The sequence below is a fragment of the Rhizobium sp. F40D2 genome (assembly GCF_051810745.2).
In the GTDB taxonomy this organism is placed as follows: domain Bacteria; phylum Pseudomonadota; class Alphaproteobacteria; order Rhizobiales; family Rhizobiaceae; genus Rhizobium.
Genome location: NZ_CM131436.1, coordinates 1026611 through 1049261 on the forward strand (window position 1 = coordinate 1026611; position 22651 = coordinate 1049261).

Consider the following 22651-nt stretch of genomic DNA (forward strand, 5'->3'; position numbering starts at 1 on the left):
AATTGGTGCACAGTGACTACCAAAAGTCGAGCCACCGTGCTGCATCATCGCTAATCTTTTGTATTCGTTCTGTACATGCTCAACTGAGCCTATTCGGCCGGCTGAAGTTCCACCGGCTCGAAGCGGTAGGTGGTCGAGCAGAATTCGCAGGTGACTGCGATCTCGCCATTTTCCTGGCTGGCCTCGATCTCCTCGGCGGTAAAGCCTTTCAGCACGCCCTTGATCTTGTCGCGCGAACAACTGCAACGGTCGAAGACCGCCCGCGGTTCGTAGACGCGCACGCCGCGTTCGTGGAACAGACGAAACAGCAGCCGCTCGGTGCCAACCAGCGGGTCGGTCAATTCATCGGCGTCGATGGTCTCGACCAGCGAACGGGCTTCGGTCCAGGCGTCATCCTCGCCATGCAGGCGGCCGCCGGTGTCGCCGTCGCCGCCGTGGAGATCCGGCTGGCGCATGCGCTCCGGCGCTTCCGGCAGGAACTGAGCGACAAGGCCGCCTGCCCGCCAGCGATGGCGGGGCTTGCCGGCATCGTCGCGGTCGAAAAGTTCGGCGGCGGCCAGGCGCACACGCGTCGGGATCTGCTCCGACTGGCGGAAATAGACGCCGGCGATGTCCTCAAGCGAGGTGCCGTCGAGCTCAACGATGCCCTGGTAAGGCTGGCCGAACTTGCCCTGATCGATGGTGAAGGCGAGCACGCCCCGACCGAGCAACTGCTCGGGCTCGGTCTCGCCTGCGGCGATAGCCTTGTTGAGAAGCGCATGATCGAAACGGGCATAGGCACGGACATTTTCCGGCGTCGAGAAATCGGCGACGAGAAGATCGACCGGGCCATCGCCCTTGGTCTGCACGGTGAACTTGCCGTCGAATTTCAGCGAGGTGCCGAGCAGCACCGTCAGCACTACAACTTCGGCAAGCAGCCGGGCGACGGGTGCGGGGTAATGATGGCGCTCGAGGATCGCGTCGAGCATCGGGCCGAGCTGAACGGCGCGGCCGCGCACATCCAGACCCTCCACCTGGAAGGGGACGACATGGTCATCGCCGGCGAAATCGAACTGGCCGAGGGCGGCTGCAGCTTCTGCCATGGATTCACTCCTAGTTTTCAAGCGAAAGGACAGAGTGCCCTTCGCTCGCGCGGCCGCGCGTTTTCACACGCGGCGTCCGATTATGGTTCAGATCGCGCCCAGGCACCAAGCAAGAATCGACTTCTGCGCATGAAGACGGTTTTCCGCCTCATCGAAGACCACGGATTGCGGGCCGTCGATCACCTCGTCCGTCACTTCCTCGCCGCGATGCGCGGGCAGGCAATGCATGAACAATGCATCGCTGCCGGCCTTGGCCATCAAGGCCGCGTTGACCTGATAAGGCTGGAAGACGTTGTGACCCCGGGCCCGATGTTCCTGATTCATGGAGACCCAGGTATCGGTCACCACGCAATCGACGCCGTCGACCGCACGGTCGGCATCATGGCAGAGCATGATTTCGGCGCCCTCATTGCGGGCCCAGTTCAGATAGGTATCCTTGGGCTCCGAGCCAAGGGGCACGGCCATGTTCATGCGGTAGCCGAAACGCGCGGCCCCTTCGACCAGCGAATGCAGCACATTATTGCCGTCGCCGGTCCAGGCGATGGTCTTGCCCTTGATCGGGCCGCGATGCTCTTCGAAGGTCATGATATCGGCCATGATCTGGCAGGGATGGGTGTCATCCGTCAGCGCATTGATCACAGGCACGGTCGCATGCTCGGCAAGCTCCTTGAGCCTGGAATGCTCGGTGGTGCGGATCATGATCGCATCGACATAACGCGACAGCACCTTGGCGGTGTCGCCGATCGTCTCGGCGCGGCCGAGCTGCATCTCGGTGCCGGACAGGAACAGCGTTTCGCCGCCGAGCTGGCGCATGCCGACGTCGAAGGAGACGCGGGTGCGGGTCGACGGCTTCTCGAAGATCATCGCCAGCATCTTGCCGGCCAGCGGCTTGTCGCCCTTGCCGGCCTTGAAGGCCTGCTTGCGGGCGAGCGCATCGTTCATGATGGTTCTGAGGTCGGCTGAGGTGACCGCCGAAAGGTCGAGGAAATGTTTAGGAGCCATGTTCTTACCTGTCGTGCGCCCGCAGGCGACAATCCTTTCAAGCCGTCTTCTTGACCTTGGAGGCGCGGATGCTCTCGGCAGCGCGCTCGATGCGGGCAAGGCCCTCGCGGGCTTCCTCGGCGGTGACGACGAGGGGCGGAAGAAGGCGGATGACGTTGTCGCCGGCGGGAACGCCGAGCAGATGCGCGGCGCGGATCGCCTGCAGCAGTTCGGCTGAAGGAACCGCCGCCTTGACGCCGAGCAGCAGCCCCTCGCCTCTGATATCCTCGATCACATCGGGATAGCGGTCCTTCAGCGAGGCCAGTCCCTGGCGAAAGACGAGCGCGACGTCGCGGACCTGCTGGAGGAAGCCATCGGCGAGGATGATGTCGAGCACGGCGTCGCCGACGGCCATGGCGAGCGGATTGCCGCCATAGGTCGAGCCGTGCGTGCCGGCCTTCATGCCGGAGGCGGCCTCAGCGGTCGCAAGGCAGGCGCCGAGCGGGAAACCGCCGCCGATGCCCTTGGCGACAGCCATGATATCGGGCGTGATGCCCGACCATTCATGGGCAAAAAGCTTGCCGGTGCGGCCGACACCGGTCTGGACCTCGTCGAGGATCAGCAGCAGGCCGTTTTCGTCGCAGAGCTGGCGCAGCGCCTTCATGAACTCTGGCGTGGCTGGGCGCACGCCGCCCTCGCCCTGCACCGGCTCGATAAGGATTGCCGCCGTGGCATCGGTTATGGCGGCCCGGACGGCGTCGATGTCACCGAAAGCCACCTGATCGAAGCCCGGCGCCTTGGGGCCGAAGCCTGCGAGATATTTCTCCTGGCCGCCGGCGGCGATGGTCGCCAGCGTGCGGCCGTGGAAGGCGCCTTCGAAGGTGATGATATGGAAGCGCTCGGGATGGCCCTTGGAAAACTGGTAGCGTCGCGCCGTCTTGATCGCGCATTCGAGTGCCTCGGCGCCCGAATTGGTAAAGAACACCTTGTCGGCGAAAGTCGCCTCCGTCAGCCGCTTGGCCAGGCGCTCCTGGCCGGGGATCTCATAGATGTTGGAGAGGTGCCAGACCTTATCGGCCTGTTCCTTCAGCGCGCCAACCACATGCGGGTTGCTGTGGCCAACGGAGGTAACGGCGACGCCGGCGCCGAAATCGAGATAACGCTCGCCGCCTTCGGTGATCAGCCATACGCCCTCGCCTCGCTCGAACCGCAGCGGGGCACGAGAATAGGTGTCATAAAGCGGCGCGGCTTCGGCCATGGCGCGGGTCTCCCGATCAGCGTTATTCAACAACAGACTCCGGCTAAGAAAACCAGGTCCGGAAAATTAAAAATGCCGCCTCGCGGCGGCCAGCGGTACTATTTCCTTTTCGCGCTGCAATGTCAACAAAACTGCGCCCTTAGCGCATGCAGCAAGCTTGTACAGCGGTGTTTTCGACCTTCAACAGGCATTATTGCAGAAATGACACGCAGCGGAAGCAAGTTGGGGAAAACTCGGAATTCGATTCATCCGGATTCATGCGACTCTTGTCACGGAGTCAGGCTCACACTAGGTTAAAGTTCAATTACTAGACTGCATGCGGCGGAACTAGTCACCAAAATTGATCAAGCGTTTCTTGTTTCGGAGGCTTCCGGGACAACGGTGAGGGATTCTGCCATCACCAACGCAAAAGGTGGAGACAGGGCATGAACTGGACAGACGAGCGGGTCGAGAAACTCAAGAAGCTCTGGGCCGAAGGACTGAGCGCCAGCCAGATCGCGGCGCAACTTGGCGGTGTCAGCAGAAACGCCGTGATCGGCAAGGTGCACCGGCTGAGCCTTCCCGGCCGCGCCAAGGCCGGCGGCACGGCCGCCACGGCGCGGACGCCGAAACGCAATACATCGGCGCCGCGCGCACCGAACTATGCCTCGCGGATCGCCACCCGCACCGTTACCCGCCAGCAGGGCGCAACGATGCTGAAGGAAGAGATCGAAATCGAAACGGTCGAGGAAATGGAATACGTGCCGAAGGGCAACGTGGTCGTGCCGATCTCGCGCCGCCTCGGCCTGACCGAACTGACCGAACGCACCTGCAAGTGGCCGGTCGGCGATCCGCTGAAGGACGACTTCCATTTCTGCGGCTGCGAGTCCCCCGACAATTCGCCCTATTGCAGCTACCACCAGCGGCTTGCCTACCAGCCGGTCAACGAACGACGCCGGGCGGCAGCGCGGGCGAGCTGAGCGGGTAAGACATTGTCGACATGCGAAAACGGGCTGCAAAGCCCGTTTTTTTGTGGGGAATGGGTTGGGGGTGGCTGCCCCTCATCCGGCTGCCGCCACCTTCTCCCCGTAGACGGGGCGAAGGGGATATGCCGCAACGTCTCCGTCCCTCGCCTACGCCTCGCATGGCACGTCCCCTCTCCCCGTAAAACGGGGAGAGGGCTAGGGTGAGGGGCACTTGTTCGACTTTATCGGAAACCCCTCAGGCTTCCATCGAATAACCGGCACCGCGGACGGTGCGGATGACGTCCTGCATGTTGGAGAAGTTCAGCGCCTTGCGCAGGCGGCCGACATGGACGTCGACGGTGCGTTCGTCGACATAGATGTCGTGGCCCCAGACGCCGTCGAGCAGCTGCGAGCGGGAGAAGACCCGGCCGGGCGACGACATCAGAAATTCCAGCAGGCGGAATTCGGTCGGGCCGAGGCGGACTTCGCGGCTCTTGCGGTGGACGCGGTGGGTTTCGCGGTCGAGTTCGATATCGCCGCATTTCAGCACGGTCGACAGCACCTCGGGGCGGGCGCGGCGTAGCATCGCCTTGACGCGGGCGACGAGTTCCGGGGTCGAGAAAGGCTTGACGACGTAATCGTCGGCCCCTGTCGAAAGCCCGCGGACGCGCTCGCTCTCTTCGCCGCGCGCCGTCAGCATGATGATCGGCAGGCGCTCGGTTTCCGGCCGCATGCGCAGGCGCCGGCAGAGTTCGATGCCGGAGACGCCGGGCAGCATCCAGTCGAGGATGAGGAGGTCGGGCGTGCGCTCCTGAAGCCTGATTTCGGCCTCGTCGCCACGAAGGATGGTATCGACCTCGAAGCCCTCAGCTTCGAGATTGTAGCGAAGAAGCACGCTCAGGGCTTCCTCGTCTTCAACAACTGCAACTCTCGGGATCATGCGTGTCGGTCTCCTCGCGCATGATCCTTAAACCGGGGATGATTTAAGCAATGCATCCTGCGCAAAATCAGAAAATTGGCTGCGACCTCTTTGCGCGCCCCACATGGGCGCGCATACAATCTGCTGGTGGGCTGGTGCGCGGCTATTCCGTGACCGCGCCGACGGTGTTGGCGCTGTCGTCCTTCGGACGGTCGCCTTCCGGCTGTGCCCCGGTTGCCATGTAATAGATCGTCTCGGCGATGTTGGTGGCGTGGTCGCCGATGCGCTCGATGTTCTTGGCGCAGAAGAGCAGATGCGTGCAGCTGGTGATGTTGCGCGGATCTTCCATCATGTAGGTCAAGAGCTCGCGGAACAGCGAGGTGTACATCGCGTCGATCTCGTTGTCGCGTTCGCGGATCGCATTGGCCTTGTCGGCAGCGCGCGTCGTGTAGACGTCGAGCACTTCCTTGAGCTGGACGAGCGCCAGCTCCGACAGGTGCTCGAGGCCGCGGGCGAGCTTGCGCGGGACGCCGGTGCTCTGCACGGCGATGACGCGCTTGGCGGTGTTCTTGCCAAGGTCGCCGACGCGTTCGAGATCGGCGGCGATGCGGATCGAACCCATGATTTCGCGCAGGTCCGAGGCCATCGGCTGGCGGCGGGCAATGGTGACGATCGCCTTGTCGCCGATTTCGCGCTCGGCGTGATCGAGGATCACGTCGTCGGAAATGACCTTCTGGGCCAGCGCGGTATCGCCGTTGACCAGGGCGCGTACGGCCTCGCTGACCATCTGCTCGGCCAGGCCGCCCATTTCGGAAATCCGCCGGGACAGGAACTTCAGATCATCATCATAGGCAGAAAAAATATGTGTCGATGCCATGGGGCTTTATCCTCGAATAACGGGAAGGCTCGGTGTCGCCAAAATCAGCCGAAGCGACCCATGATGTAGTCCTGGGTGCGCGGATCGTCGGGATTGGTGAACATCTTGTCGGTGTCGTTCTCCTCGACGAGATTGCCGAGATGGAACATGGCAGTGCGCTGCGAGACGCGCGCGGCCTGCTGCATGGAGTGAGTGACGATGACGATCGTGTAATTCTCGCGCAGCTCGTGGATCAGTTCCTCGACCTTGGCGGTGGCGATCGGGTCGAGCGCCGAGCAGGGCTCGTCCATCAGGATGACCTCAGGGCTGACGGCAACGGCACGCGCAATGCAGAGGCGCTGCTGCTGGCCGCCCGACAGGCCGGTGCCGGATTCGTGGACGCGGTCCTTGACCTCGTTCCAGAGACCGGCCCGCTGCAGGCTGGTCTCGACGATCTGGTCGAGATCGGCCTTCGACTTGGCCAGGCCGTGGATGCGCGGACCATAGGAGACGTTTTCGTAGATCGTCTTCGGGAACGGGTTCGGCTTCTGGAAGACCATGCCGACGCGGGCGCGAAGTTCGACGACGTCGATATCCGGATCATAGATATCGTCGCCGTCGAGGGTGATCTTGCCGGCGACGCGGCAGCCGTCGATCGTGTCGTTCATGCGGTTGAGGCTTCGCAGGAAGGTCGACTTGCCGCAGCCCGACGGGCCGATCAGCGCGGTTACGGTGTTTTCGCGGATGTTCAGATTCACATCGAAAAGCGCGCGCTTTTCGCCGTAGTAAACCGAGACATCCTGGCCGATCATCTTATACGGGACGTTGCTCATCTTGTGATCCAGCGCCTTTTCAACTGCAGCTTCCGTCAACATGTTCATGATGTGTAACTCCGTTTACCAGCGGCGCTCGAAGCGACGACGCAAGAGGATGGCGCCCATGTTCATGACGATCAGGAACAGGAGCAGGACGATGATGGCACCCGAAGTACGCTCGACGAAGGCACGTTCGGCCTCGTTAGCCCACATATAGACCTGCACCGGCAGGGCCGTCGAGGGATCGAGCGGCGTCGTCGGCGCGTTGGCGACGAAGGCGACCATGCCGATCAGAAGCAGCGGCGCGGTTTCGCCGAGCGCGTGGGCCAGGCCGATGATCGTGCCGGTGAGGATGCCGGGCATGGCGAGCGGCAGAACATGGTGGAACACCATCTGCATCTTCGAAGCGCCGAGGCCAAGAGCAGCGGCGCGGATCGACGGCGGCACGGCGCGCAGCGCGGCGCGCGTCGCGATGATGATCGTCGGCAGGGTCATCAGCGCCAGCACCAGGCCGCCGACCAGCGAAGCGGAACGCGGCAGGCCGACGAAGTTGATGAAGACGGAAAGGCCGAGCAGACCGTAGACGATGGAGGGAACGGCGGCGAGGTTGTTGATGTTGACCTCGATCAGATCCGTCAGCCGGTTCTTCGGCGCAAACTCCTCGAGATAGATCGAGGCAGCAACGCCGATCGGCAGAGCCAGCACCAGCACGATCAGCATCAGATAAAGCGAGCCGATCAAGGCGACGCCAAGGCCTGCGGCCTCCGGACGGCTGGAATTGCCGTTGACGAAGAGGCCGGTGTTGAACTGCTTGTGGAGAGCGCCGCTCGCCTTCAGCTCGCTCATCCAGCCAACCTGCTTGTCGTTGACCTTACGGTTCTTCTCATCGACCCTCAGATCGATCTGGCCCTTGTTGGCGCTGTCGACATTGGCATCGGCGAGTACGGTGACATTGACTGTCTTGCCGATGATCGACGGATCGGCGACGACCATGTCGCGCAGCTGGATCGGCGCACCTTTGGAGAGCATGCCGGCTGCATCGCGCACGTCGGGCTTGCTCGAGGCGTTGATATTCAGCTGCTTGACGATCGCATCGCGCAGGAGAACCGGATAGTTGGCGGTGATCAGCACCGAAGGGTCGGTCGCACGCTTATTGCTCGGGTCGATCGTCTTCTCGGTGAATTCGATCGGCAGGGTGATCGCCGTCTGCTGGAAGGCGGTGTAGCCTTTGCCGATCACCGTCCACAGCAGGATGAAAAGGAAGACGAGACCGAAGGCGATGGCGGCGATGCCATAGGCTTGGAACCGGCGCTCGGCGGCATAGCGGCGCTTGATGCCGATATCGCGGCGCGCTGGCGCCTTGGAGACGGTGACGCCTGTTGTGGGAGAAACAATATCCGTCATTCGTACTGCTCCCGGTATTTGCGCACGATGTAGAGCGCATAGATATTGAGGCAAAGCGTGATGCAGAACAGCGTGATACCAAGGGCAAAGGCAACCAGCGTCTGCGGCGAGGTGAATTCGAGGTCGCCAGTCAGCTGATTGACGATCTTGACGGTCACCGTCGTCATCGGCTCGAAGGGATTGATCTGGATGCGGGCGGCGACGCCGGCGGCCAGCACGACGATCATGGTTTCGCCGATCGCGCGCGAGGCGGTCATCAGCAATGCGCCGACGATGCCGGGAAGAGCGGCCGGCAAGACCACTTTCTTGATGGTTTCGGAGCGTGTGGCGCCGAGACCGAGCGAACCGTCACGCAGTGCCCGCGGCACGGCGGTGATGATGTCGTCCGACAGCGAGGAGACATATGGGATCAGCATGATGCCCATGACGATGCCGGCGGTCAGGACGCTCTGCGCCTCAATGAAGTTGGTGTAGTTGCCGGAGAGCAGGCCGCTGATCTGAGCGGAGAAATCGCGAAGGAAAGGACCGACGGTGACGAGGGCGAAGAAGCCGTAGACGATCGTCGGAATGCCGGCGAGCACTTCGAGCAGCGGCTTGGCGACCCCGCGCAGCTTCGGCGAGGCGTATTCGGCCATGTAGATGGCGGCAAAGAGGCCAACGGGAACGGCGACCAGCATCGCGACCAGGCCGATATAAAGCGTGCCGAGCAGCAGTGGGATCAGGCCGAACTGGCCGAAGGAAGAGCTGCCGGCGCCGGCAAAACGCGGGTCCCAGACGGTGCCGAAGAAGAAGTCCGCCGCGGGAACGACGGCAAAGAAGCGCGCGGCTTCCGACAGCATGGAGAGCACGATGCCGATCGTCGTCAGGATGGCTATCGACGAGGCAAGTAGCAGGCCCCAGAGCATGACGCGCTCGACACGGTTGCGGGCGCGGAAGCGGGGCGCGATGGCGCGCAGCGCATAGAAGGGGCCGGCAACGGCGAGAATGAAGACGACCGCCGTCATGGCGTGCCGGCTCGTCATGCTCATGGCGTTGAGCGTTTTCGCGGCGTCGAGCATGTAAGGCAGCGGCTGGCCGGCAAGCGGCACGCCCTTTTCGCTGAGCTTGGCCTGCAGCGCGGCCGGATCGCCGGCGACCGCTGCAGTTTCATCCGCGCTCAGCATCGTCAGGCCGCGGGCGACCGTCGCCACCATGGAATAGCCGAGATCCTGCTCGACACCAGCTTGCGCCTTGACGTCGTCAGGGAAGTGGCTGCGAACCGAGGACTGGATGATGCCGGGGCTGACCGACAGCCAGACGCAAAGGACGATGAGAGCCGGAAGAACCGCCCAGATCGCCGCATAGGCGCCGTAATAGGCCGGCCGTGAGTGCAATGCGGAGGATCTGCCTCCGGCAAGTGCTGAGGCCCGGCTGCGCGCGACCAGATAGGCGGCGGCACCGATCACCACAAGGCACAAAAGTATGATGGATGTGCTCATTCGTTACGTCCCCAGGCCCGTAGCCCCCAAAGCCCGGCAGCCTCATCAGCCTGCCTTCGGCTTCCAATCATGCGGAATGAATTCAACCCTGCAGCACCGGAAACGCCGGCGCGCAAGGGAATAAGGCAATGCCGGCGCGGGCTTGGAAGCGCCGCGCCGGCAAAGTCATTACATAGATTTGCCGGCTTCGACGTCCTTGCGGATCGCGTCGCGCTCGGCATCCGGAGCGGCAACGAGGCCGTATTCAGCGAGCGGGCCGTCAGGGCCGATCATCTGGTCGGATACGAAGAAGTTGACGTATTCCTTCAGGCCCGGGACAGCGCCGAGATGTGCCTTCTTGACGTAGAAGAACAGCGGGCGGGAAACCGGGTAGGTGCCGTTGGCGATCGTTTCCGTGGACGGAGCAATGCCGCTCATGGTCGCAACCTTGAGCTTGTCGGCGTTGTTTTCGTAGAAGGAGAGGCCGAAGACGCCAACGCCGGTCTTGTTAGCAGCGATGCGTGCCAGGGTTTCCGGATAGTCGCCGTCGATGTCGACAGCAGCGCCGTCCTTGCGAACAGCGATGCAAGCCTTGCCCTGAGCAGCCTTGTCGGCGATTTCCTTGGCGATGACTTCCAGAGCGCCGGAAGCCTTGCAGCCGGCAGCAAGAACGTTCAGTTCGAAGACTTCACGGGTGCCGTGCTTTTCACCCGGGATATAGGCAGCGATATCAACAGCGGGAAGCTTCGGGTTGACGTCCGACCACTTCTTGTAAGGGTTGGCGACCAGCTTGCCGTCGACGACGACCTGAGCTGCGAGGGCCTTGTAGATATCTTCGGGAACGTAGGCGACATCCGGGTTGGAAGCGTCGGTTGCGAAGACGATGCCGTCATAACCGATCTTGACTTCCTGAATGTCCGTCACGCCGGCAGCCTTGCAGGCTTCGGCTTCGTTCTTGTTGATCGCACGCGAAGCGTTGGCAATGTCGATGGTGTCTTCGCCGACGCCCTTGCAGAATTCCTTAAGACCAGCGCCCGTTCCGCCGGATTCAACGACCGGCGTCTTGAAGTTGGTGAAGGTTTCGCCGAAGGACTCGGCAACGATCTTTGCATAAGGCAGGACGGTGGACGAACCAGCGACCTGAATCTGGTCGCGGGCGACGGCAGCGCCAGCGAAAGCGGCAGTTGCGGCGAGCGCGGCAACGGTGAGCTTGAAGGTGTTCATTCGAAATCTCCCGGCATTTGGGCTTGTGTGAGTGCGGCCTTTCGAGAGGCCCTCGCAGTGCCTTTTTTCATCGGCGGGACTCTCTTAGCGCTGTAAGCACCGTCCTTTTATGTCAAATCGGTGAAACATTTGTGACAGGTTAAGTATTTGTTATTTAATATGATTTTCAACATGCCTCGAGCGGATGCGGCAGCGAGGATCTAAATGTCGGTCGACAATCCACCTCGCGTTGCAAAACAAGCTAACACACCAAAAAATGAAAGCTCCCTGGAATACTCCTGCATCCTTTCGTTGAGATCGCACCGTGTGTTGCCCCTCATCCGCCTGCCGGCACCTTCTCCCCGTAAACGGGGCGAAGGAGGATAGCCGCGACCTCTCGGCTCCTCGCTAAGCTCTCGCATGGCACGTCCCCTCTCCCCGTTTTTACGGGGAGAGGGTTAGGGTGAGGGGCAAATCACACGGCACGCCACCGCTAGTCGCCCGCAGCCGGAAAGAACCGCAAATCCGTCGCTTCGACATGTTCATTCAGCCGTCCCTCGCAGATCGCAACAATCGTCTCCAGCACGGACGACAGCTCTCTCAGTACGTCCACATTCCAGAAGCGAACCACCGACCAGCCGTTGCCGGTCATGAAGACATCCCGAATTGCGTCGCGTCGATTGCCTGCGTGTTGGCTGCCGTCGATCTCGACCACGAGCCGCATTTCACGGCAGGCGAAATCCGCAAAATAGGGACCGATCGGCAATTGCCGGACGAATTTATGTCCGTTGAGCCGCCGATCGCGCAGCTCGTTCCATAGTTTGCCTTCCGCGTCGTTGTCCGACTGACGCAACGATCGCGCTCGTGCGGTAGTTTTAGGCTTGGGGCCTCTCATTAACGTCGTTCCGTGTGATTTGCCCCTCACCCTAACCCTCTCCCCGTTTTACGGGGAGAGGGGACAGGCAGCGTATCTCCTCAGAAGCGCACGGTGAAATCGGTGCCCTTGCCGACTTCGGACTTGACGATCAGCCGCGCCCTATGGCGGGTGAGGATGTGCTTGACGATGGCAAGGCCGAGGCCGGTGCCCTTTTTCGATCGGCTGTCCTCGATGCTGACGCGATAGAAGCGCTCGGTCAGGCGCGGCACATGCTCGGCCGGGATGCCCGGCCCCTGGTCGACGATGCTGACCTCGACCGGCTGGCCGGCGCCGTTCTTCAGCCAGACGTCGACGGTCTTGCCCTCCTGGCCGTATTTGCAGGCGTTTTCCATAAGATTCTCGAAGACCTGGACGAGCTCGTCGCGGTCTCCCAGCACCTCGACCTTGCCGTCGGGCAGATGCAGGTTGATGTCGACGCCGACATCGCTTGCCATCGGGACCAGTGAATCCCTGACATGACCGAGCAGCGGCACCAGGTCGACCTTCTCGTCCGGGGCGATATGCGATTTCAGCTCCAGCCGCGAGAGCGACAGCAGGTCGTCGACCAGCCGGCTCATGCGCGTCGCCTGGTCGAGCATAATCTTGAGGAAACGCGCCTGCGCCTTCATGTCGTTCTTCGCCGGTCCCTGGATGGTCTCGATGAAGCCGCGTAGCGAGGCAAGCGGCGTGCGCAGCTCATGGCTGGCATTGGCGACGAAATCCGACCGCATCCGGTCGATGCGGCGGACCTCTGAAATATCGCGGAAGGAAAGGATGAAGTAGCGCTCACGCGCGCCCTCTTCGGCCGAAAATTCGACGGGCGCGCTGCGGACGATATAGACGCGTTCGGAGGGCAGCCGCTCGGCATGCTCGATCTGGTTCGGCGCATTGGTGGCGATGGTTTCGCGCACCATGTCGAGCACACCGGGCGAGCGCAGGCGGGCCGATATATGGGCGCCGAGCGCCACCTCGCCGAAGGCCTTTTCAGCCGCCCGGTTCTGGAAGAGCACCGAGGCGTCGTCCGACAGCACCATGACCGGAATATCGAGGCCGGCGAGCGTGGCGGACACTTCAGGCAGGCGGCTTGACGGCACCTCCGGCGCAATCTCCAGCGGCTCGGCGGGTTCGTCCTTGATGACCGGCGCCTCGTTGAAAAGCGCGGTGACGATCATGATAAGCAGGAGGCCCAGCACCACCCACTTGTTCATGCCGGCGCCAAGCGCGGCGAGCGCGCTGAGGATCGCCGCCAGCAGCACCGGCCGCTCGCGCCTAATGCGCGCCAACAGGCTCTTTCTCCACGGAGTTTCGTCTTGCAAGTGCCCCTCGCGGCGTCGATTCGTTTTGTTTATATTGAACTCTGCCTGATAGCGGCAATTCATGACAGAAGTTTTCGGCTACACCCTCCGATGCGCAAGGCCACAGCCGAAACCCACGAAAATTTATCGACGGTGCGCGAAAGATTTTGATTTCCAACGGTAATTATGTTCGCCTGCAGGAAGAAACCGATCTTGCTGAGGAGAAGCGCATGGCCGAGGATGTCAAAACCAGGGCGGTGGAACTGGAGATCCATGGCAAGCAACACTTCTTCGATGTCGACGATCCGATCCTGCCGGCCTGGGTCGACGAACACGCACTTGCTTCCGGCGACTTTCCCCACAAGAAGAAGCTCAAGGAAGAGGACTATGTGGCGCAATTGGAGAAGCTGCAGATAGAACTCGTCAAGGTACAGTTCTGGCTGCAGGCCACCGGCAAGCGGGTGATGGCGCTGTTCGAGGGCCGCGACGCTGCCGGCAAGGGCGGCGCCATCTCGGCCTCCTCGGAGAATATGAACCCCCGCCTTGCGCGCGTCGTGGCGCTGACCAAGCCCACCGACCGCGAACAGGGGCAATGGTATTTCCAGCGCTATGTCGCGCAGTTCCCGACCGCAGGCGAATTCGTGCTGTTCGACCGCTCCTGGTACAACCGTGCCGGCGTCGAGCCGGTCATGGGTTTCTGCACGCCGCGGCAATATGAGGATTTTCTCAAACAGGCGCCGCAACTCGAAAAGATCATCGCCCATGAGGGCATCTTCTTCTTCAAATTCTATCTCGATATCGGCCGCGAAATGCAGCTGAAGCGCTTCCACGACCGCAGGCACGATCCGCTGAAAGTCTGGAAACTGTCATCGATGGACATCGCCGCGCTGACGAAATGGGGCGATTACAGCGACAAGCGCAACCGGATGCTGAAGGAAACCCATACGGATTTCGCGCCCTGGACGGTGATCCGCGCCAACGACAAACGCCGGACGCGCCTCGAACTCATCCGCCACATGCTGAACAGGATGGATTATGACGGCAAGGACAAGACGGCGCTCGGCACGGCCGACGAGGCGATCATCGGCTCAGGGCCCGGGTTCCTGAAATAAGGTTCCCGAAACAGGCGGCGAGCGGAAAGCCGGGCCACCAGCTTTGCTGGGACCGAGGCCATCGGCTTCGCCGAGGCTGGTGCCATCGGCTTCGCCGAGGCTGGGATCATTGCCCCGGCAGGATGCGGATGGCGAAGAGGTTGATGCCGCGCGCCTTGCCGTCGAGATCGCTGTTGATCGTGAGCGTGCCCGGCGCATTCGGCGCCAGCGAGCGGTCGAACTTCACCTGCAGCAGCGCATCCGACTTTTCGCGGGTGACGTTGAAGCGATGGCGGGCGCAATTGCCGAGCGACTGGAAATTGCATTCGACGGTGACCTGCGTCGGCTCGTCGGTGGTTGATTGCAGCGTCAGCGCGATGGTCGAGGATTTGCCGGCAAGCTGCTGAAGGACCGAGGCGGGAACGCTGATCGAGATATTGCCGTCGGCCGCACCGCTTTCTGAAATCAGGCGGACGGCGGGGCCGTCATTCTCGGCGATCTTTTCGGTGCGCGCCTGCGGGCCGCTCTGGACCTTGTCGGCGTCGTCGGGCTTGAAGACGGGGATCCAATCGGCCGAAAAGCTGTTCTGCGGATCGATGGTCACCGGCTCATCGGTGTGAGGGGTTGCATTGCCGGCGCTGTCGTCATTGCCGGTGAAATCCTCGGGCTGGGTGCTGGCCGGCGGATTGGCGACGCTGGTGTCGCGCTCGGCGGCCGTCAAAAGCAGGCCCGATGTATGCGCCCACCAGGCGCCGATGCCGATGAAGGCGAGCAGGACGCACCAGACGAGAAGCCTGGAAAAGAACTTGCGCGGCTTGCGGCGGCCTGCCGCCCGCTCCGGGCGGAAATCCATCTCGGTGGCGCGCTGGCCGCGGCCAAGCCGCTCCTCGCCGACGGGGGCGGCCGCGAGATGGTCGGCACTGCCGGCACGCACGTCGTCGAGGCTGAAATCGTCGCCGCGGCTATGGGCCACCTCGGGCGCGCGGGTCTCGCCTGCGGCCACGGGGCTGTCGATGCGATTGTCGATATCACCCGCATCAGCTTGATGAACCGGCGGCGCCGGCATTTCGACGACGGGCGGCACCGGCACCTCAGGCGGCCTCTGGCGCGGGTGAAGGCGATCGCGCTCCTCGCTTTCGATGGCGTGGATGGTGCTTTCCAGGCGATGGCGATGATGGGCAACGACCTCGGTATCGGTGATATCCTGCTTGCGCAGGCCGGCTTCAAGCGCCTGGCGGGCCGACTGATAGATCCTCGCTCGAACCTCCGGATTGTCGCGATCGGAATTATCGAGCGCTGTTCTGATGGCCGTTTCTAATCCGCTCACGTCAAGTCCTTCACCTTGAACCCGGCATCGGACTGCAATCCACGCCGTTCTCCATCAAAATTCGGTAGCGGCAAGTGCGGCAAACCGCAAGCCTTGCCGGCCCGGCTGCAGCGGATCGGCGGGGATAATCGCCAGGTTTCACCGCTTGCGGACCTTATTCCAGTGGCTCTGTCGGCCGCATATATTCCGGCAGAAATCGACGAAGGCGTGGCAGCCGCTCTTTTATCGTCTTTTCTTCTCTGTTAAGAGATTGACGTTTTCGTAAACGTCAATGGATGCATGAACCATGGCCCTGCCCCCGATCCTCACCGACAAATTGAGACTGCCGGTCATCGGCTCGCCGCTGTTCATCATCTCGCATCCCAGGCTGACGCTGGCGCAATGCAAGGCGGGCGTCATCGGGGCGTTTCCGGCGCTGAACGCCCGGCCCGAGAGCCAGCTCGACGAATGGCTGGCCGAGATCACCGAAGAGCTCGCCCGCCACGACGCCGCCCATCCCGACAGGCCGGCCGCCCCCTTTGCCGTCAATCAGATCGTCCATATGTCGAACAAGCGGCTGGAGCACGATCTGTCGCTCTGCGTCAAATACAAGGTGCCTGTTGTCATCTCCTCGCTCGGCGCCGTGCCCGAGGTGAATGCCGCCGTGCATTCCTATGGCGGCATCGTGCTGCACGACATTATCAACAATCGCCACGCCCATTCGGCAATCCGCAAGGGCGCCGACGGGCTGATCGCGGTGGCGGCCGGCGCCGGCGGCCATGCCGGAACATTGTCGCCCTTTGCGCTGATCCAGGAAATCCGCGAATGGTTCGACGGGCCGCTGCTGCTTGCCGGCGCGATTTCCACCGGCGGCGCCATTCTCGCCGCAGAGGCGATGGGCGCCGACATGGCCTATATCGGCTCGCCCTTCATCGCCACTGAAGAGGCCCGCGCCACCGAGGCCTACAAGCAGGCGATCGTCGAAGGCGCTGCCGGCGATATCGTCTATTCCAACTATTTCACCGGTGTGCACGGGAATTATCTCAAGCCGTCGATCGTGGCTGCCGGCATGGACCCGGACAACCTGCCCGCAGCCGACGTCTCGAAGATGGATTTCGAGCAGGCGGTCGGCGGCGCCAAGGCCTGGAAGGACATCTGGGGCAGCGGCCAGGGCATCAGCGCCATCAAGGCCGTCGAACCGGTGGCCACACTCGTCGACCGGCTGGAGGCCGAATACCGCGCCGCCCGCGCCCGGCTGGCGCTCTGAGGGCAGTCTTCCACACCCTGCCCTCTTTTTTGCCAAAGCCATGACAGGGCGCTTGAAATCTTCGGACAATGGCTGTATCAGCGCCATGCAAATCGCGGGCCGCATGCTTCGGCCGTGAGATGCCGCTTTAGCTCAGGTGGTAGAGCACATCATTCGTAATGATGGGGTCGCAGGTTCGAGTCCTGCAAGCGGCACCATTTTTCTTCAATTGCATGCTAACATCCTCCATTATAAGCCTCTTTTAATATCCTGCGTCCACCCTTAGCTACGTTTGGCCGCTCGGCGGGCAAACTTCAACAGATCGTGGGCTTCTTCACTCAACGCGGTCGGGCTGCCCTTCAGTTCGCATGAGCGGCTGGATGTCGATCGAGCGCGAGCAGGCCAGCAATTAGGCGGATTTATGCGGATATCGCTTTTGAGTATGGTAGTTTTCACCTTTGCTATGTCCTCGGCACAGGCCGAGGATTTCCCTCTCGCCTCATGTGCTGGGTGGGATGGAACGTTGGTCAGCAGGACCGGCACCGATTCACGCGCTGCGGTTATGGAAGGGAACGTCAATCAGGCCAACTTCCAGGAGTACTGCGAGCGAGATCCGGGATACGAGACGGTCGCGCATGGCGGAAAACTGACAGTTGAGCAGTGCGTGGCGATGTATCTGAAAGAAAGTGGTAAAGACACCTATCGTTCCACCGCCGATTGCCGCAAGGGCACCCTGTCCTTCTTTCCTGCTAGCGGAGAACCGCTGCGGGCCACTTTCCCATTACCGGAGGATGCAGACGTGTCATGCTCCTCAGGCATGCCGCCGCTGATCAAGCAGTTCACGATGCTTTGCCCCAAGGCGGCGCGAAAGTTTAAAATGCTGGAGGGCGAATGACTGTCCTTCGTAGGCTATAAATTCATTGAGCTGCCGGGTAGGCATAGACGGTCGGGATGGTCACGATCAGCGTCGCCAGCCAACGGCCGGGATTGCTAAGGGCGCTATTGTTGATCAGCCAAGCGATGACGGGCTGCATGATGAGCAGGTGAAGGGCCGCGCAACCAATTCCCATGGGAACATGCCGCCGCCGAGCCGGTTCTCTCCTTGAGGCAACAAGCACGGAGAAGATCATGTCCTGCAAACTCATCGCAATATCCCTCTTTTCCATCGGCCTTGCCGGCTCGGCCATGGCGCAGACGGCTGGTGGCGCGAATTCCAGCGGGCGGCTTTCGGCGGCGCCTGTTATCGGCGGCTCGGGAAGTTCCGGCTCAGGCTCGGCGGGCACCGGATCCGCCGGCACTGGCTCGGCGGGCAGCGGTTCCGTCGGCACCGATCCCGGCACCACCGGCAGCACGAGCGGCAATGGCGGCGTCGAGCTTAACAGCGGCCGCAGCACGATCAATCCCGGCGCGGTCAATCCTGATCTCAAGCCGACGCCGGGTTGCACCGCCGGTTCCGGGGATACCGGCTCGGGTGGCGAAGCGTGCCCGCAATAAGGATGGAGCGGATGACCGCCTGACCAATTGAATGAGGGCCGGGGGCAGAGCGTCCCGGGCCTTCGTTTCGGCTACCGTGAAACCGCATACCACAACGGTTGCCGTGAGAACCGCTTTACCGGCCGGTTTCCAGGACGTAATAGTACCGCATCCCTCCGCAAGCGGCGATCGCCCTACCCAGCCTGCCATTTTCCGGCGTCCGCGGAGCACCCGAAGAGGATTGTCATGTCGAATGCAGCGCATCGCTCGAACCGCGTGCTTGTCGTCGCGACCATCATGTTCGCAACCTTCATGGTGGCGATCGAGGCGACGATCGTGGCGACCGCGATGCCGCGCATCGTCGGGCAGCTCGGCGGTTTTTCCTATTACAGCTGGGTATTTTCGGCCTTCCTGCTGGCGCAGTCGACGACGACAGTAATCTACGGCAAGCTTTCCGATATTTTCGGGCGCAAGCCGGTGCTGATCGGCGGCATCCTGATCTTCCTTCTCGGCTCTTTGCTCTGCGGATTTGCCTGGTCGATGATGTCGCTGGTGCTGTTCCGGCTGCTGCAGGGGCTGGGCGCCGGCGCCATCCAGCCGGTGACGATGACGATCATCGGCGATCTCTTCAAGCTCGAGGAGCGCGGCCGCGTGCAGGGCGCGATGGCGACCGTCTGGGCGACATCGGCCGTCGTCGGGCCGCTCGCCGGCGGCATCATCGTCGACAATATTTCCTGGGCCTGGATCTTCTGGATCAACCTGCCGATCGGCATTCTCTCGATCATCGCCTTCATGATCTTCCTGAAGGAGGAGGTGGCGCACAAGCAGGCAAAGATCGATTACCTCGGATCGGTGCTGTTTTCGATCTCGATCGTCGCGCTGCTCGTCATGCTGACGGAAACCGATGCCAGCGCCTGGATCCTGCTGACGCTGTTTGCCGTCTTCGTCATTGCGGGCCTTCTCTTCCTTGCCCAGGAGAAGCGGGCGCCGGAGCCGATCATTTCGATCCCGCTCTGGAGCCGCCGGCTGATCGCCACCAGCAATGCGGCGACGCTCTTGGCCGGCATGGCGCTGATCGGGCTTTCCACCATCCTGCCGATCTATGTGCAGGGCGTGCTCGGCCGCTCGCCGATCGTTGCCGGCTTCACGCTGACCATGCTCGTCGTCGGCTGGCCGCTGGCGGTGATGCTTTCCAGCCGCTTCTATAAGGCCTTCGGTATCCGCCGGACGCTCCGCGTCGGCAGCCTGCTGTTTCCGTTCGGCGCCTGTTTCCTATTATTCCTGACACCGGAGAGTTCGCCGGCGCTTGCCGGGGCCGGCTCCTTCTTCATGGGCTTCGGCATGGGCCTGATCAGCCTCACCAGCATCGTGCTGGTGCAGGACAGCGTCGAATGGTCGATGCGCGGCAGCGCCACCGCCTCGATCATCTTTGCCCGCAGCCTCGGCAATACGCTCGGCGCCACCGTGCTCGGCGCCATCCTCAATGCCGGCATCAATCATTATGCCGGCGGCGAGGCGGCGGCCGGCCTGCACGAGGCGCTGAACCAGCCGACCGGGCTGTCGGCGCTTGCCGCCGATCCGGCGATCCGTTCAGTCTTCAATGCGGCCTTGCATTGGAGCTTCTGGGGCGTGGTGGTCGTGGCGGTTCTGACCTTCTTCACCACCTGGCTGATCCCGGTCGGGCATGGCCGGAGCGAAGGCGCGGCCGTCCCAAGCGAGGCGGCCTCGCATTAAGCGGTTCGGCTCTCGACGCTCAAGCCTGGGCTGACACGCCATCCCGGACGCGCGACCCGGCTGACGGGCGCAGCAGCCGGATCCCACAAATTTAAGAGAGGAACACTCATGCACGAAGGATCCTGTCTGTGTGGCGTCGTAACTTTTGAGATCGAAGGCGATCTGCAAGCGCCGGACGCCTGCCACTGCTCCAAATGCCGAAAACAATCCGGGCATTTTTTCGCGTCAACCGACGTGCCTCGACGTCAGATCACGATTCACGGAGGCGAACGTGTCACCTGGTATCAATCCTCGGAAAAGGTGAGGCGTGGATTTTGCGCGGTATGTGGATCATCGTTGTTTTGGGATCCACCGCAACGAGACTGGATTGCTGTCGCGATGGGTGCATTTGATAGCCCGACCGAAACCAAACTGAAAATGCATATCTTTGTCGCTGATAAGGGCGACTACTACGATATCACCGGCAACCTGCCCCAGAATGAGCAATAGAAAACGAAAGCCCACCGGGCACCGCGACGATGCGAAGGTCAGTTTCTATTCAGGGGCTGCGCGCCTTGTTCGAGGCCGTGCCGGCCTTTCGCGGAGAGCGGCGGTTTTCCAGAACGCGTGACAGCAAGTTCCGTTTTCTCTTGCGCTTGATGAGATCGATATCGCTGACGAGTTTTGCGCCGCCCTCGCGCCGCTCCAGGGTAATCTTGCGGCTATGGAAGACTTCGAGTTCGGCGCGATGCGCGACGCTGATGATGGTCACCTCGGGCAATTCCTGGATCACCATCTGCATCATCCGGTCCTGGCTCTTTTCATCGAGGGCCGAAGTCGCTTCATCCAGCACGATGATATCGGGCGTATGCAGCAGCAGGCGCGCGAAGGCGAGCCGCTGCTTTTCGCCGCCCGACAGGGTCTGGTCCCATGGCGCGTCTTCCTCGATCTTGTCGTTCAGATAAGCCAGTCCGACTTTGTCGAGAGCCGCCTTGATCTCATCCGACGTCCAGCTATCGGCAGCGCCGGGATAGGCGACGGCGCGGCGCAGCGTGCCCGACGGGATGTAGGGCCGTTGCGGCAACATGAACAAGCGCCGGTCGGCGTGGAAGTTGACGCTGCCATCACCCCAGGGCCAAAGACCGGCGATCGCCCGCACCAGCGTGCTCTTGCCCGACCCGGACTCTCCGGAGACGAGCACCCGCTCGCCGGGTTCGATCGCCACCTGGGTTTCCGTGACCACGGCGGTGCCGTCGTCAAGCGAGACGGAGAGGTCGTTCAGGCTCAGCATCGCCTCGCCTTCCGTTTCGCCGCGCTTGATGCGGCCGAGCGCGTCGCTCTGTTCGGCCCGCTCCAGCCCGTCGAGCGACATCATCAGCGATGCGATGCGTCGGGCACAGGCGTTCCAATCGGCAAGCCGGGGATAGTTGTCGACCAGCCATCCGAACGCGCCCTGGACGATGGCGAAGGCGGAGGCCGCTTGCATGACCTGTCCGAGCGTCATGCTGCCTTCGAGAAATTTTGGAGCGCACAGCAGGACCGGCACGACCGGGGCAATCAGCATGGATCCGTGCGACACCAGCGTCGTGCGCATGTGCTGGCGGGCCAGCAGCGCCCATTGCCCGAGCACATTGGTGAAGGTCTTGTGGAGGTCGTTGCGCTCCTCCTCTTCGCCGCCGAGCAAGGCGATGCTCTCGCCGTTTTCCCGCACATGCGTCAGCGTGTAGCGAAATTCGGCTTCGGTTTGATTTTTGGCTTCGGAGACCTGGACGAAACGGCGGCCGATGAACGCCATCGAACTGGAGGTGATCGCGGCATAGAGAACCGCGGTGACGACGAGGAAGCCGGGAATGGTGACGGTGAAACCGGCGATCGGCAGCGTCAACGCCCCGCCGATCGTCCAGAGCACGACGATGAAGGTCGAGGCGGCCAGGAATGCGGAAATGACCCCGGCGATGAAATCGACAGGGGCTTCGGTCGCAATCCGCAAATCCTCCGAAATACGCGCTTCGGGGTTCTTGTGGTCGCCGCCGATCAGGTTCAGCTGATAATAACGGCCGTTCGCCAGCCAACGTCCGATGACCGCGGTCGTCAGCCAGGAACGCCAGCGGCGCTGGATCATCATGCGAAGCGCGACCTGGGTGGTGACAACCGCGACGGTGCCGAGCACCAGCGGCACGAAGACGGCGCTCAGGAAATAGACGGTGCCGGCATCATGTCGCTCGATGGCATCGAAAATGCCCCGATTCCACAGATTGATTCCATACTGGAAGCCGACATTGATGCCGATCAGGGCCAGCAGCCCGAGTGTGCACGGCCAGGCGAGCTTGTCGCCGCCGCGGCCCCAGTAATGGCGCGCGCTGATCCAGAAACGCTTGAGCAGATACTTCTTGCGCGCCTGCTCGGCCTCCTCGGGCGTCAGTTCCGGACCGGGTTCAATGATATCTGGCGGTGGGACATCTGGCGGCGGCACGGCCTCGGCAGTCGATGACTGCTCCTCGGCCGCCGTCTCGGAACCCTGCGGTTCGGTGTCGTCGACCGATTTCGGTTTAAGTTTTGCGCCGCTCATAAGCACGATAACGGCTTATGGATCAGAAGGTTTCATGATGCCGGCGTGGAGGTTGGTATCGGAGGGGCCGACGTTTGGCGTTGTGCCGTGTTGCCCCCTCATCCGACCCTTCGGGCCACCTTC

At 62.2% G+C, this 22651-nt stretch carries 21 protein-coding genes and 1 tRNA gene; 8 read left to right on the forward strand and 14 right to left on the reverse strand.

All coding sequences use genetic code 11. The annotated features are described in order from the left end of the window. Positions 1 to 89 precede the first annotated feature (89 nt). The 3 genes from ACS4RS_RS04920 to ACS4RS_RS04930 all read right to left on the reverse strand — a co-directional run bounded on the left by ACS4RS_RS04920 (position 90) and on the right by ACS4RS_RS04930 (position 3321). On the reverse strand, positions 90 to 1082 hold the full coding sequence (locus tag ACS4RS_RS04920; RefSeq protein WP_439008481.1) for an Hsp33 family molecular chaperone: 993 nt from the start codon (positions 1080 to 1082) through the stop codon (positions 90 to 92). 87 nt (positions 1083 to 1169) lie between these two features. Further along, positions 1170 to 2084 carry an ornithine carbamoyltransferase gene (gene argF, locus ACS4RS_RS04925; RefSeq protein WP_439008480.1) on the reverse strand — a complete coding sequence of 305 codons (915 nt, stop codon included), beginning with the start codon at positions 2082 to 2084 and terminating at the stop codon, positions 1170 to 1172. A gap of 37 nt (positions 2085 to 2121) precedes the next feature. Next, positions 2122 to 3321 (reverse strand): aspartate aminotransferase family protein, encoded by a 1200-nt coding sequence (locus ACS4RS_RS04930; RefSeq protein WP_439011750.1) that lies wholly within the window; start codon positions 3319 to 3321, stop codon positions 2122 to 2124. 425 nt (positions 3322 to 3746) lie between these two features. Here ACS4RS_RS04930 and ACS4RS_RS04935 point away from each other — a divergent pair, with 425 nt between their 5' ends. Next, positions 3747 to 4280, forward strand: coding sequence for a GcrA family cell cycle regulator (locus ACS4RS_RS04935; RefSeq protein ID WP_439008479.1), 534 nt, complete (start codon positions 3747 to 3749; stop codon positions 4278 to 4280). Between the two features lie 241 nt (positions 4281 to 4521). On the opposite strand, the gene phoB is transcribed toward ACS4RS_RS04935, so the two are convergent. The 8 genes from phoB to phoR form a co-directional block, all read right to left on the reverse strand. Next, the gene (gene phoB / locus ACS4RS_RS04940; RefSeq protein ID WP_003570612.1) at positions 4522 to 5205 is read right to left on the reverse strand and encodes a phosphate regulon transcriptional regulator PhoB; all 684 of its coding nucleotides are present in this window, start codon (positions 5203 to 5205) and stop codon (positions 4522 to 4524) included. Between the two features lie 142 nt (positions 5206 to 5347). Continuing rightward, positions 5348 to 6061: a phosphate signaling complex protein PhoU gene (gene phoU / locus ACS4RS_RS04945; RefSeq protein WP_003584042.1), complete on the reverse strand. Its 714-nt coding sequence runs from the start codon at positions 6059 to 6061 to the stop codon at positions 5348 to 5350. A 44-nt stretch (positions 6062 to 6105) separates the two neighbouring features. Then, positions 6106 to 6921 carry a phosphate ABC transporter ATP-binding protein PstB gene (gene pstB, locus ACS4RS_RS04950; RefSeq protein ID WP_439008478.1) on the reverse strand — a complete coding sequence of 272 codons (816 nt, stop codon included), beginning with the start codon at positions 6919 to 6921 and terminating at the stop codon, positions 6106 to 6108. Positions 6922 to 6936: 15 nt separating this feature from the next. Beyond that, on the reverse strand, positions 6937 to 8259 hold the full coding sequence (gene pstA / locus ACS4RS_RS04955; RefSeq protein WP_439008477.1) for a phosphate ABC transporter permease PstA: 1323 nt from the start codon (positions 8257 to 8259) through the stop codon (positions 6937 to 6939). Next, positions 8256 to 9737, reverse strand: a complete 1482-nt coding sequence (gene pstC / locus ACS4RS_RS04960; RefSeq protein WP_439008476.1) for a phosphate ABC transporter permease subunit PstC — start codon at positions 9735 to 9737, stop codon at positions 8256 to 8258. Before pstC ends, pstA begins: the two co-directional genes overlap by 4 nt. A gap of 168 nt (positions 9738 to 9905) precedes the next feature. Further along, positions 9906 to 10940: a substrate-binding domain-containing protein gene (locus ACS4RS_RS04965; protein ID WP_439008475.1), complete on the reverse strand. Its 1035-nt coding sequence runs from the start codon at positions 10938 to 10940 to the stop codon at positions 9906 to 9908. Positions 10941 to 11412: 472 nt separating this feature from the next. Further along, on the reverse strand, positions 11413 to 11814 hold the full coding sequence (locus ACS4RS_RS04970) for a DUF559 domain-containing protein (protein WP_439008474.1): 402 nt from the start codon (positions 11812 to 11814) through the stop codon (positions 11413 to 11415). Positions 11815 to 11894: 80 nt separating this feature from the next. Beyond that, entirely contained in the window at positions 11895 to 13118 is a 1224-nt protein-coding gene (gene phoR / locus ACS4RS_RS04975; RefSeq protein ID WP_439008473.1) for a phosphate regulon sensor histidine kinase PhoR, read from the reverse strand. A gap of 242 nt (positions 13119 to 13360) precedes the next feature. Here phoR and ppk2 point away from each other — a divergent pair, with 242 nt between their 5' ends. Then, on the forward strand, positions 13361 to 14242 hold the full coding sequence (gene ppk2 / locus ACS4RS_RS04980) for a polyphosphate kinase 2 (RefSeq protein WP_439008472.1): 882 nt from the start codon (positions 13361 to 13363) through the stop codon (positions 14240 to 14242). Positions 14243 to 14348: 106 nt separating this feature from the next. Here ppk2 and ACS4RS_RS04985 read toward each other — a convergent pair whose 3' ends face one another. Next, positions 14349 to 15548, reverse strand: a complete 1200-nt coding sequence (locus ACS4RS_RS04985; RefSeq protein WP_449313902.1) for a regulator — start codon at positions 15546 to 15548, stop codon at positions 14349 to 14351. 286 nt (positions 15549 to 15834) lie between these two features. Between ACS4RS_RS04985 and ACS4RS_RS04990 the strand changes: the two genes are divergently transcribed. From ACS4RS_RS04990 to ACS4RS_RS05000, 3 genes are all read left to right on the forward strand, one after another. Continuing rightward, positions 15835 to 16794 carry a nitronate monooxygenase gene (locus ACS4RS_RS04990; protein ID WP_439008470.1) on the forward strand — a complete coding sequence of 320 codons (960 nt, stop codon included), beginning with the start codon at positions 15835 to 15837 and terminating at the stop codon, positions 16792 to 16794. A gap of 121 nt (positions 16795 to 16915) precedes the next feature. Beyond that, positions 16916 to 16991, forward strand: a tRNA-Thr gene (locus ACS4RS_RS04995). Between the two features lie 203 nt (positions 16992 to 17194). Next, positions 17195 to 17668 (forward strand): hypothetical protein, encoded by a 474-nt coding sequence (locus ACS4RS_RS05000; protein WP_439008469.1) that lies wholly within the window; start codon positions 17195 to 17197, stop codon positions 17666 to 17668. Positions 17669 to 17690: 22 nt separating this feature from the next. On the opposite strand, the gene ACS4RS_RS05005 is transcribed toward ACS4RS_RS05000, so the two are convergent. After that, positions 17691 to 17843: a hypothetical protein gene (locus ACS4RS_RS05005; protein ID WP_439008468.1), complete on the reverse strand. Its 153-nt coding sequence runs from the start codon at positions 17841 to 17843 to the stop codon at positions 17691 to 17693. A gap of 58 nt (positions 17844 to 17901) precedes the next feature. Between ACS4RS_RS05005 and ACS4RS_RS05010 the strand changes: the two genes are divergently transcribed. From ACS4RS_RS05010 to ACS4RS_RS05020, 3 genes are all read left to right on the forward strand, one after another. Next, entirely contained in the window at positions 17902 to 18267 is a 366-nt protein-coding gene (locus tag ACS4RS_RS05010; RefSeq protein WP_439008467.1) for a hypothetical protein, read from the forward strand. Between the two features lie 225 nt (positions 18268 to 18492). Continuing rightward, entirely contained in the window at positions 18493 to 19980 is a 1488-nt protein-coding gene (locus ACS4RS_RS05015; protein ID WP_449313903.1) for an MFS transporter, read from the forward strand. Positions 19981 to 20088: 108 nt separating this feature from the next. Next, positions 20089 to 20469, forward strand: a complete 381-nt coding sequence (locus tag ACS4RS_RS05020) for a GFA family protein (RefSeq protein ID WP_439008465.1) — start codon at positions 20089 to 20091, stop codon at positions 20467 to 20469. Between the two features lie 49 nt (positions 20470 to 20518). On the opposite strand, the gene ACS4RS_RS05025 is transcribed toward ACS4RS_RS05020, so the two are convergent. Then, positions 20519 to 22528, reverse strand: a complete 2010-nt coding sequence (locus ACS4RS_RS05025) for an ATP-binding cassette domain-containing protein (RefSeq protein ID WP_439011749.1) — start codon at positions 22526 to 22528, stop codon at positions 20519 to 20521. Positions 22529 to 22651: the final 123 nt, after the last annotated feature.

Bases quoted from the DNA above. Each gene is read 5' to 3' on its own strand.
- ACS4RS_RS04930 (WP_439011750.1), bottom strand. From the start codon at position 3,321: ATGGCCGAAGCCGCGCCGCTTTATGACACCTATTCTCGTGCCCCGCTG.
- ACS4RS_RS05010 (WP_439008467.1), top strand. From the start codon at position 17,902: ATGTCCTGCAAACTCATCGCAATATCCCTCTTTTCCATCGGCCTTGCC.
- ACS4RS_RS05005 (WP_439008468.1), bottom strand. From the start codon at position 17,843: ATGGGAATTGGTTGCGCGGCCCTTCACCTGCTCATCATGCAGCCCGTC.
- ACS4RS_RS04935 (WP_439008479.1), top strand. From the start codon at position 3,747: ATGAACTGGACAGACGAGCGGGTCGAGAAACTCAAGAAGCTCTGGGCC.
- phoU (WP_003584042.1), bottom strand. From the start codon at position 6,061: ATGGCATCGACACATATTTTTTCTGCCTATGATGATGATCTGAAGTTC.
- pstB (WP_439008478.1), bottom strand. From the start codon at position 6,921: ATGAACATGTTGACGGAAGCTGCAGTTGAAAAGGCGCTGGATCACAAG.
- phoB (WP_003570612.1), bottom strand. From the start codon at position 5,205: ATGATCCCGAGAGTTGCAGTTGTTGAAGACGAGGAAGCCCTGAGCGTG.
- ACS4RS_RS05020 (WP_439008465.1), top strand. From the start codon at position 20,089: ATGCACGAAGGATCCTGTCTGTGTGGCGTCGTAACTTTTGAGATCGAA.
- ACS4RS_RS05025 (WP_439011749.1), bottom strand. From the start codon at position 22,528: ATGAGCGGCGCAAAACTTAAACCGAAATCGGTCGACGACACCGAACCG.
- ACS4RS_RS05015 (WP_449313903.1), top strand. From the start codon at position 18,493: ATGTCGAATGCAGCGCATCGCTCGAACCGCGTGCTTGTCGTCGCGACC.
- ACS4RS_RS04920 (WP_439008481.1), bottom strand. From the start codon at position 1,082: ATGGCAGAAGCTGCAGCCGCCCTCGGCCAGTTCGATTTCGCCGGCGAT.
- pstA (WP_439008477.1), bottom strand. From the start codon at position 8,259: ATGACGGATATTGTTTCTCCCACAACAGGCGTCACCGTCTCCAAGGCG.
- ACS4RS_RS04965 (WP_439008475.1), bottom strand. From the start codon at position 10,940: ATGAACACCTTCAAGCTCACCGTTGCCGCGCTCGCCGCAACTGCCGCT.
- pstC (WP_439008476.1), bottom strand. From the start codon at position 9,737: ATGAGCACATCCATCATACTTTTGTGCCTTGTGGTGATCGGTGCCGCC.
- ACS4RS_RS05000 (WP_439008469.1), top strand. From the start codon at position 17,195: ATGCGGATATCGCTTTTGAGTATGGTAGTTTTCACCTTTGCTATGTCC.
- ppk2 (WP_439008472.1), top strand. From the start codon at position 13,361: ATGGCCGAGGATGTCAAAACCAGGGCGGTGGAACTGGAGATCCATGGC.
- ACS4RS_RS04970 (WP_439008474.1), bottom strand. From the start codon at position 11,814: ATGAGAGGCCCCAAGCCTAAAACTACCGCACGAGCGCGATCGTTGCGT.
- ACS4RS_RS04990 (WP_439008470.1), top strand. From the start codon at position 15,835: ATGGCCCTGCCCCCGATCCTCACCGACAAATTGAGACTGCCGGTCATC.
- argF (WP_439008480.1), bottom strand. From the start codon at position 2,084: ATGGCTCCTAAACATTTCCTCGACCTTTCGGCGGTCACCTCAGCCGAC.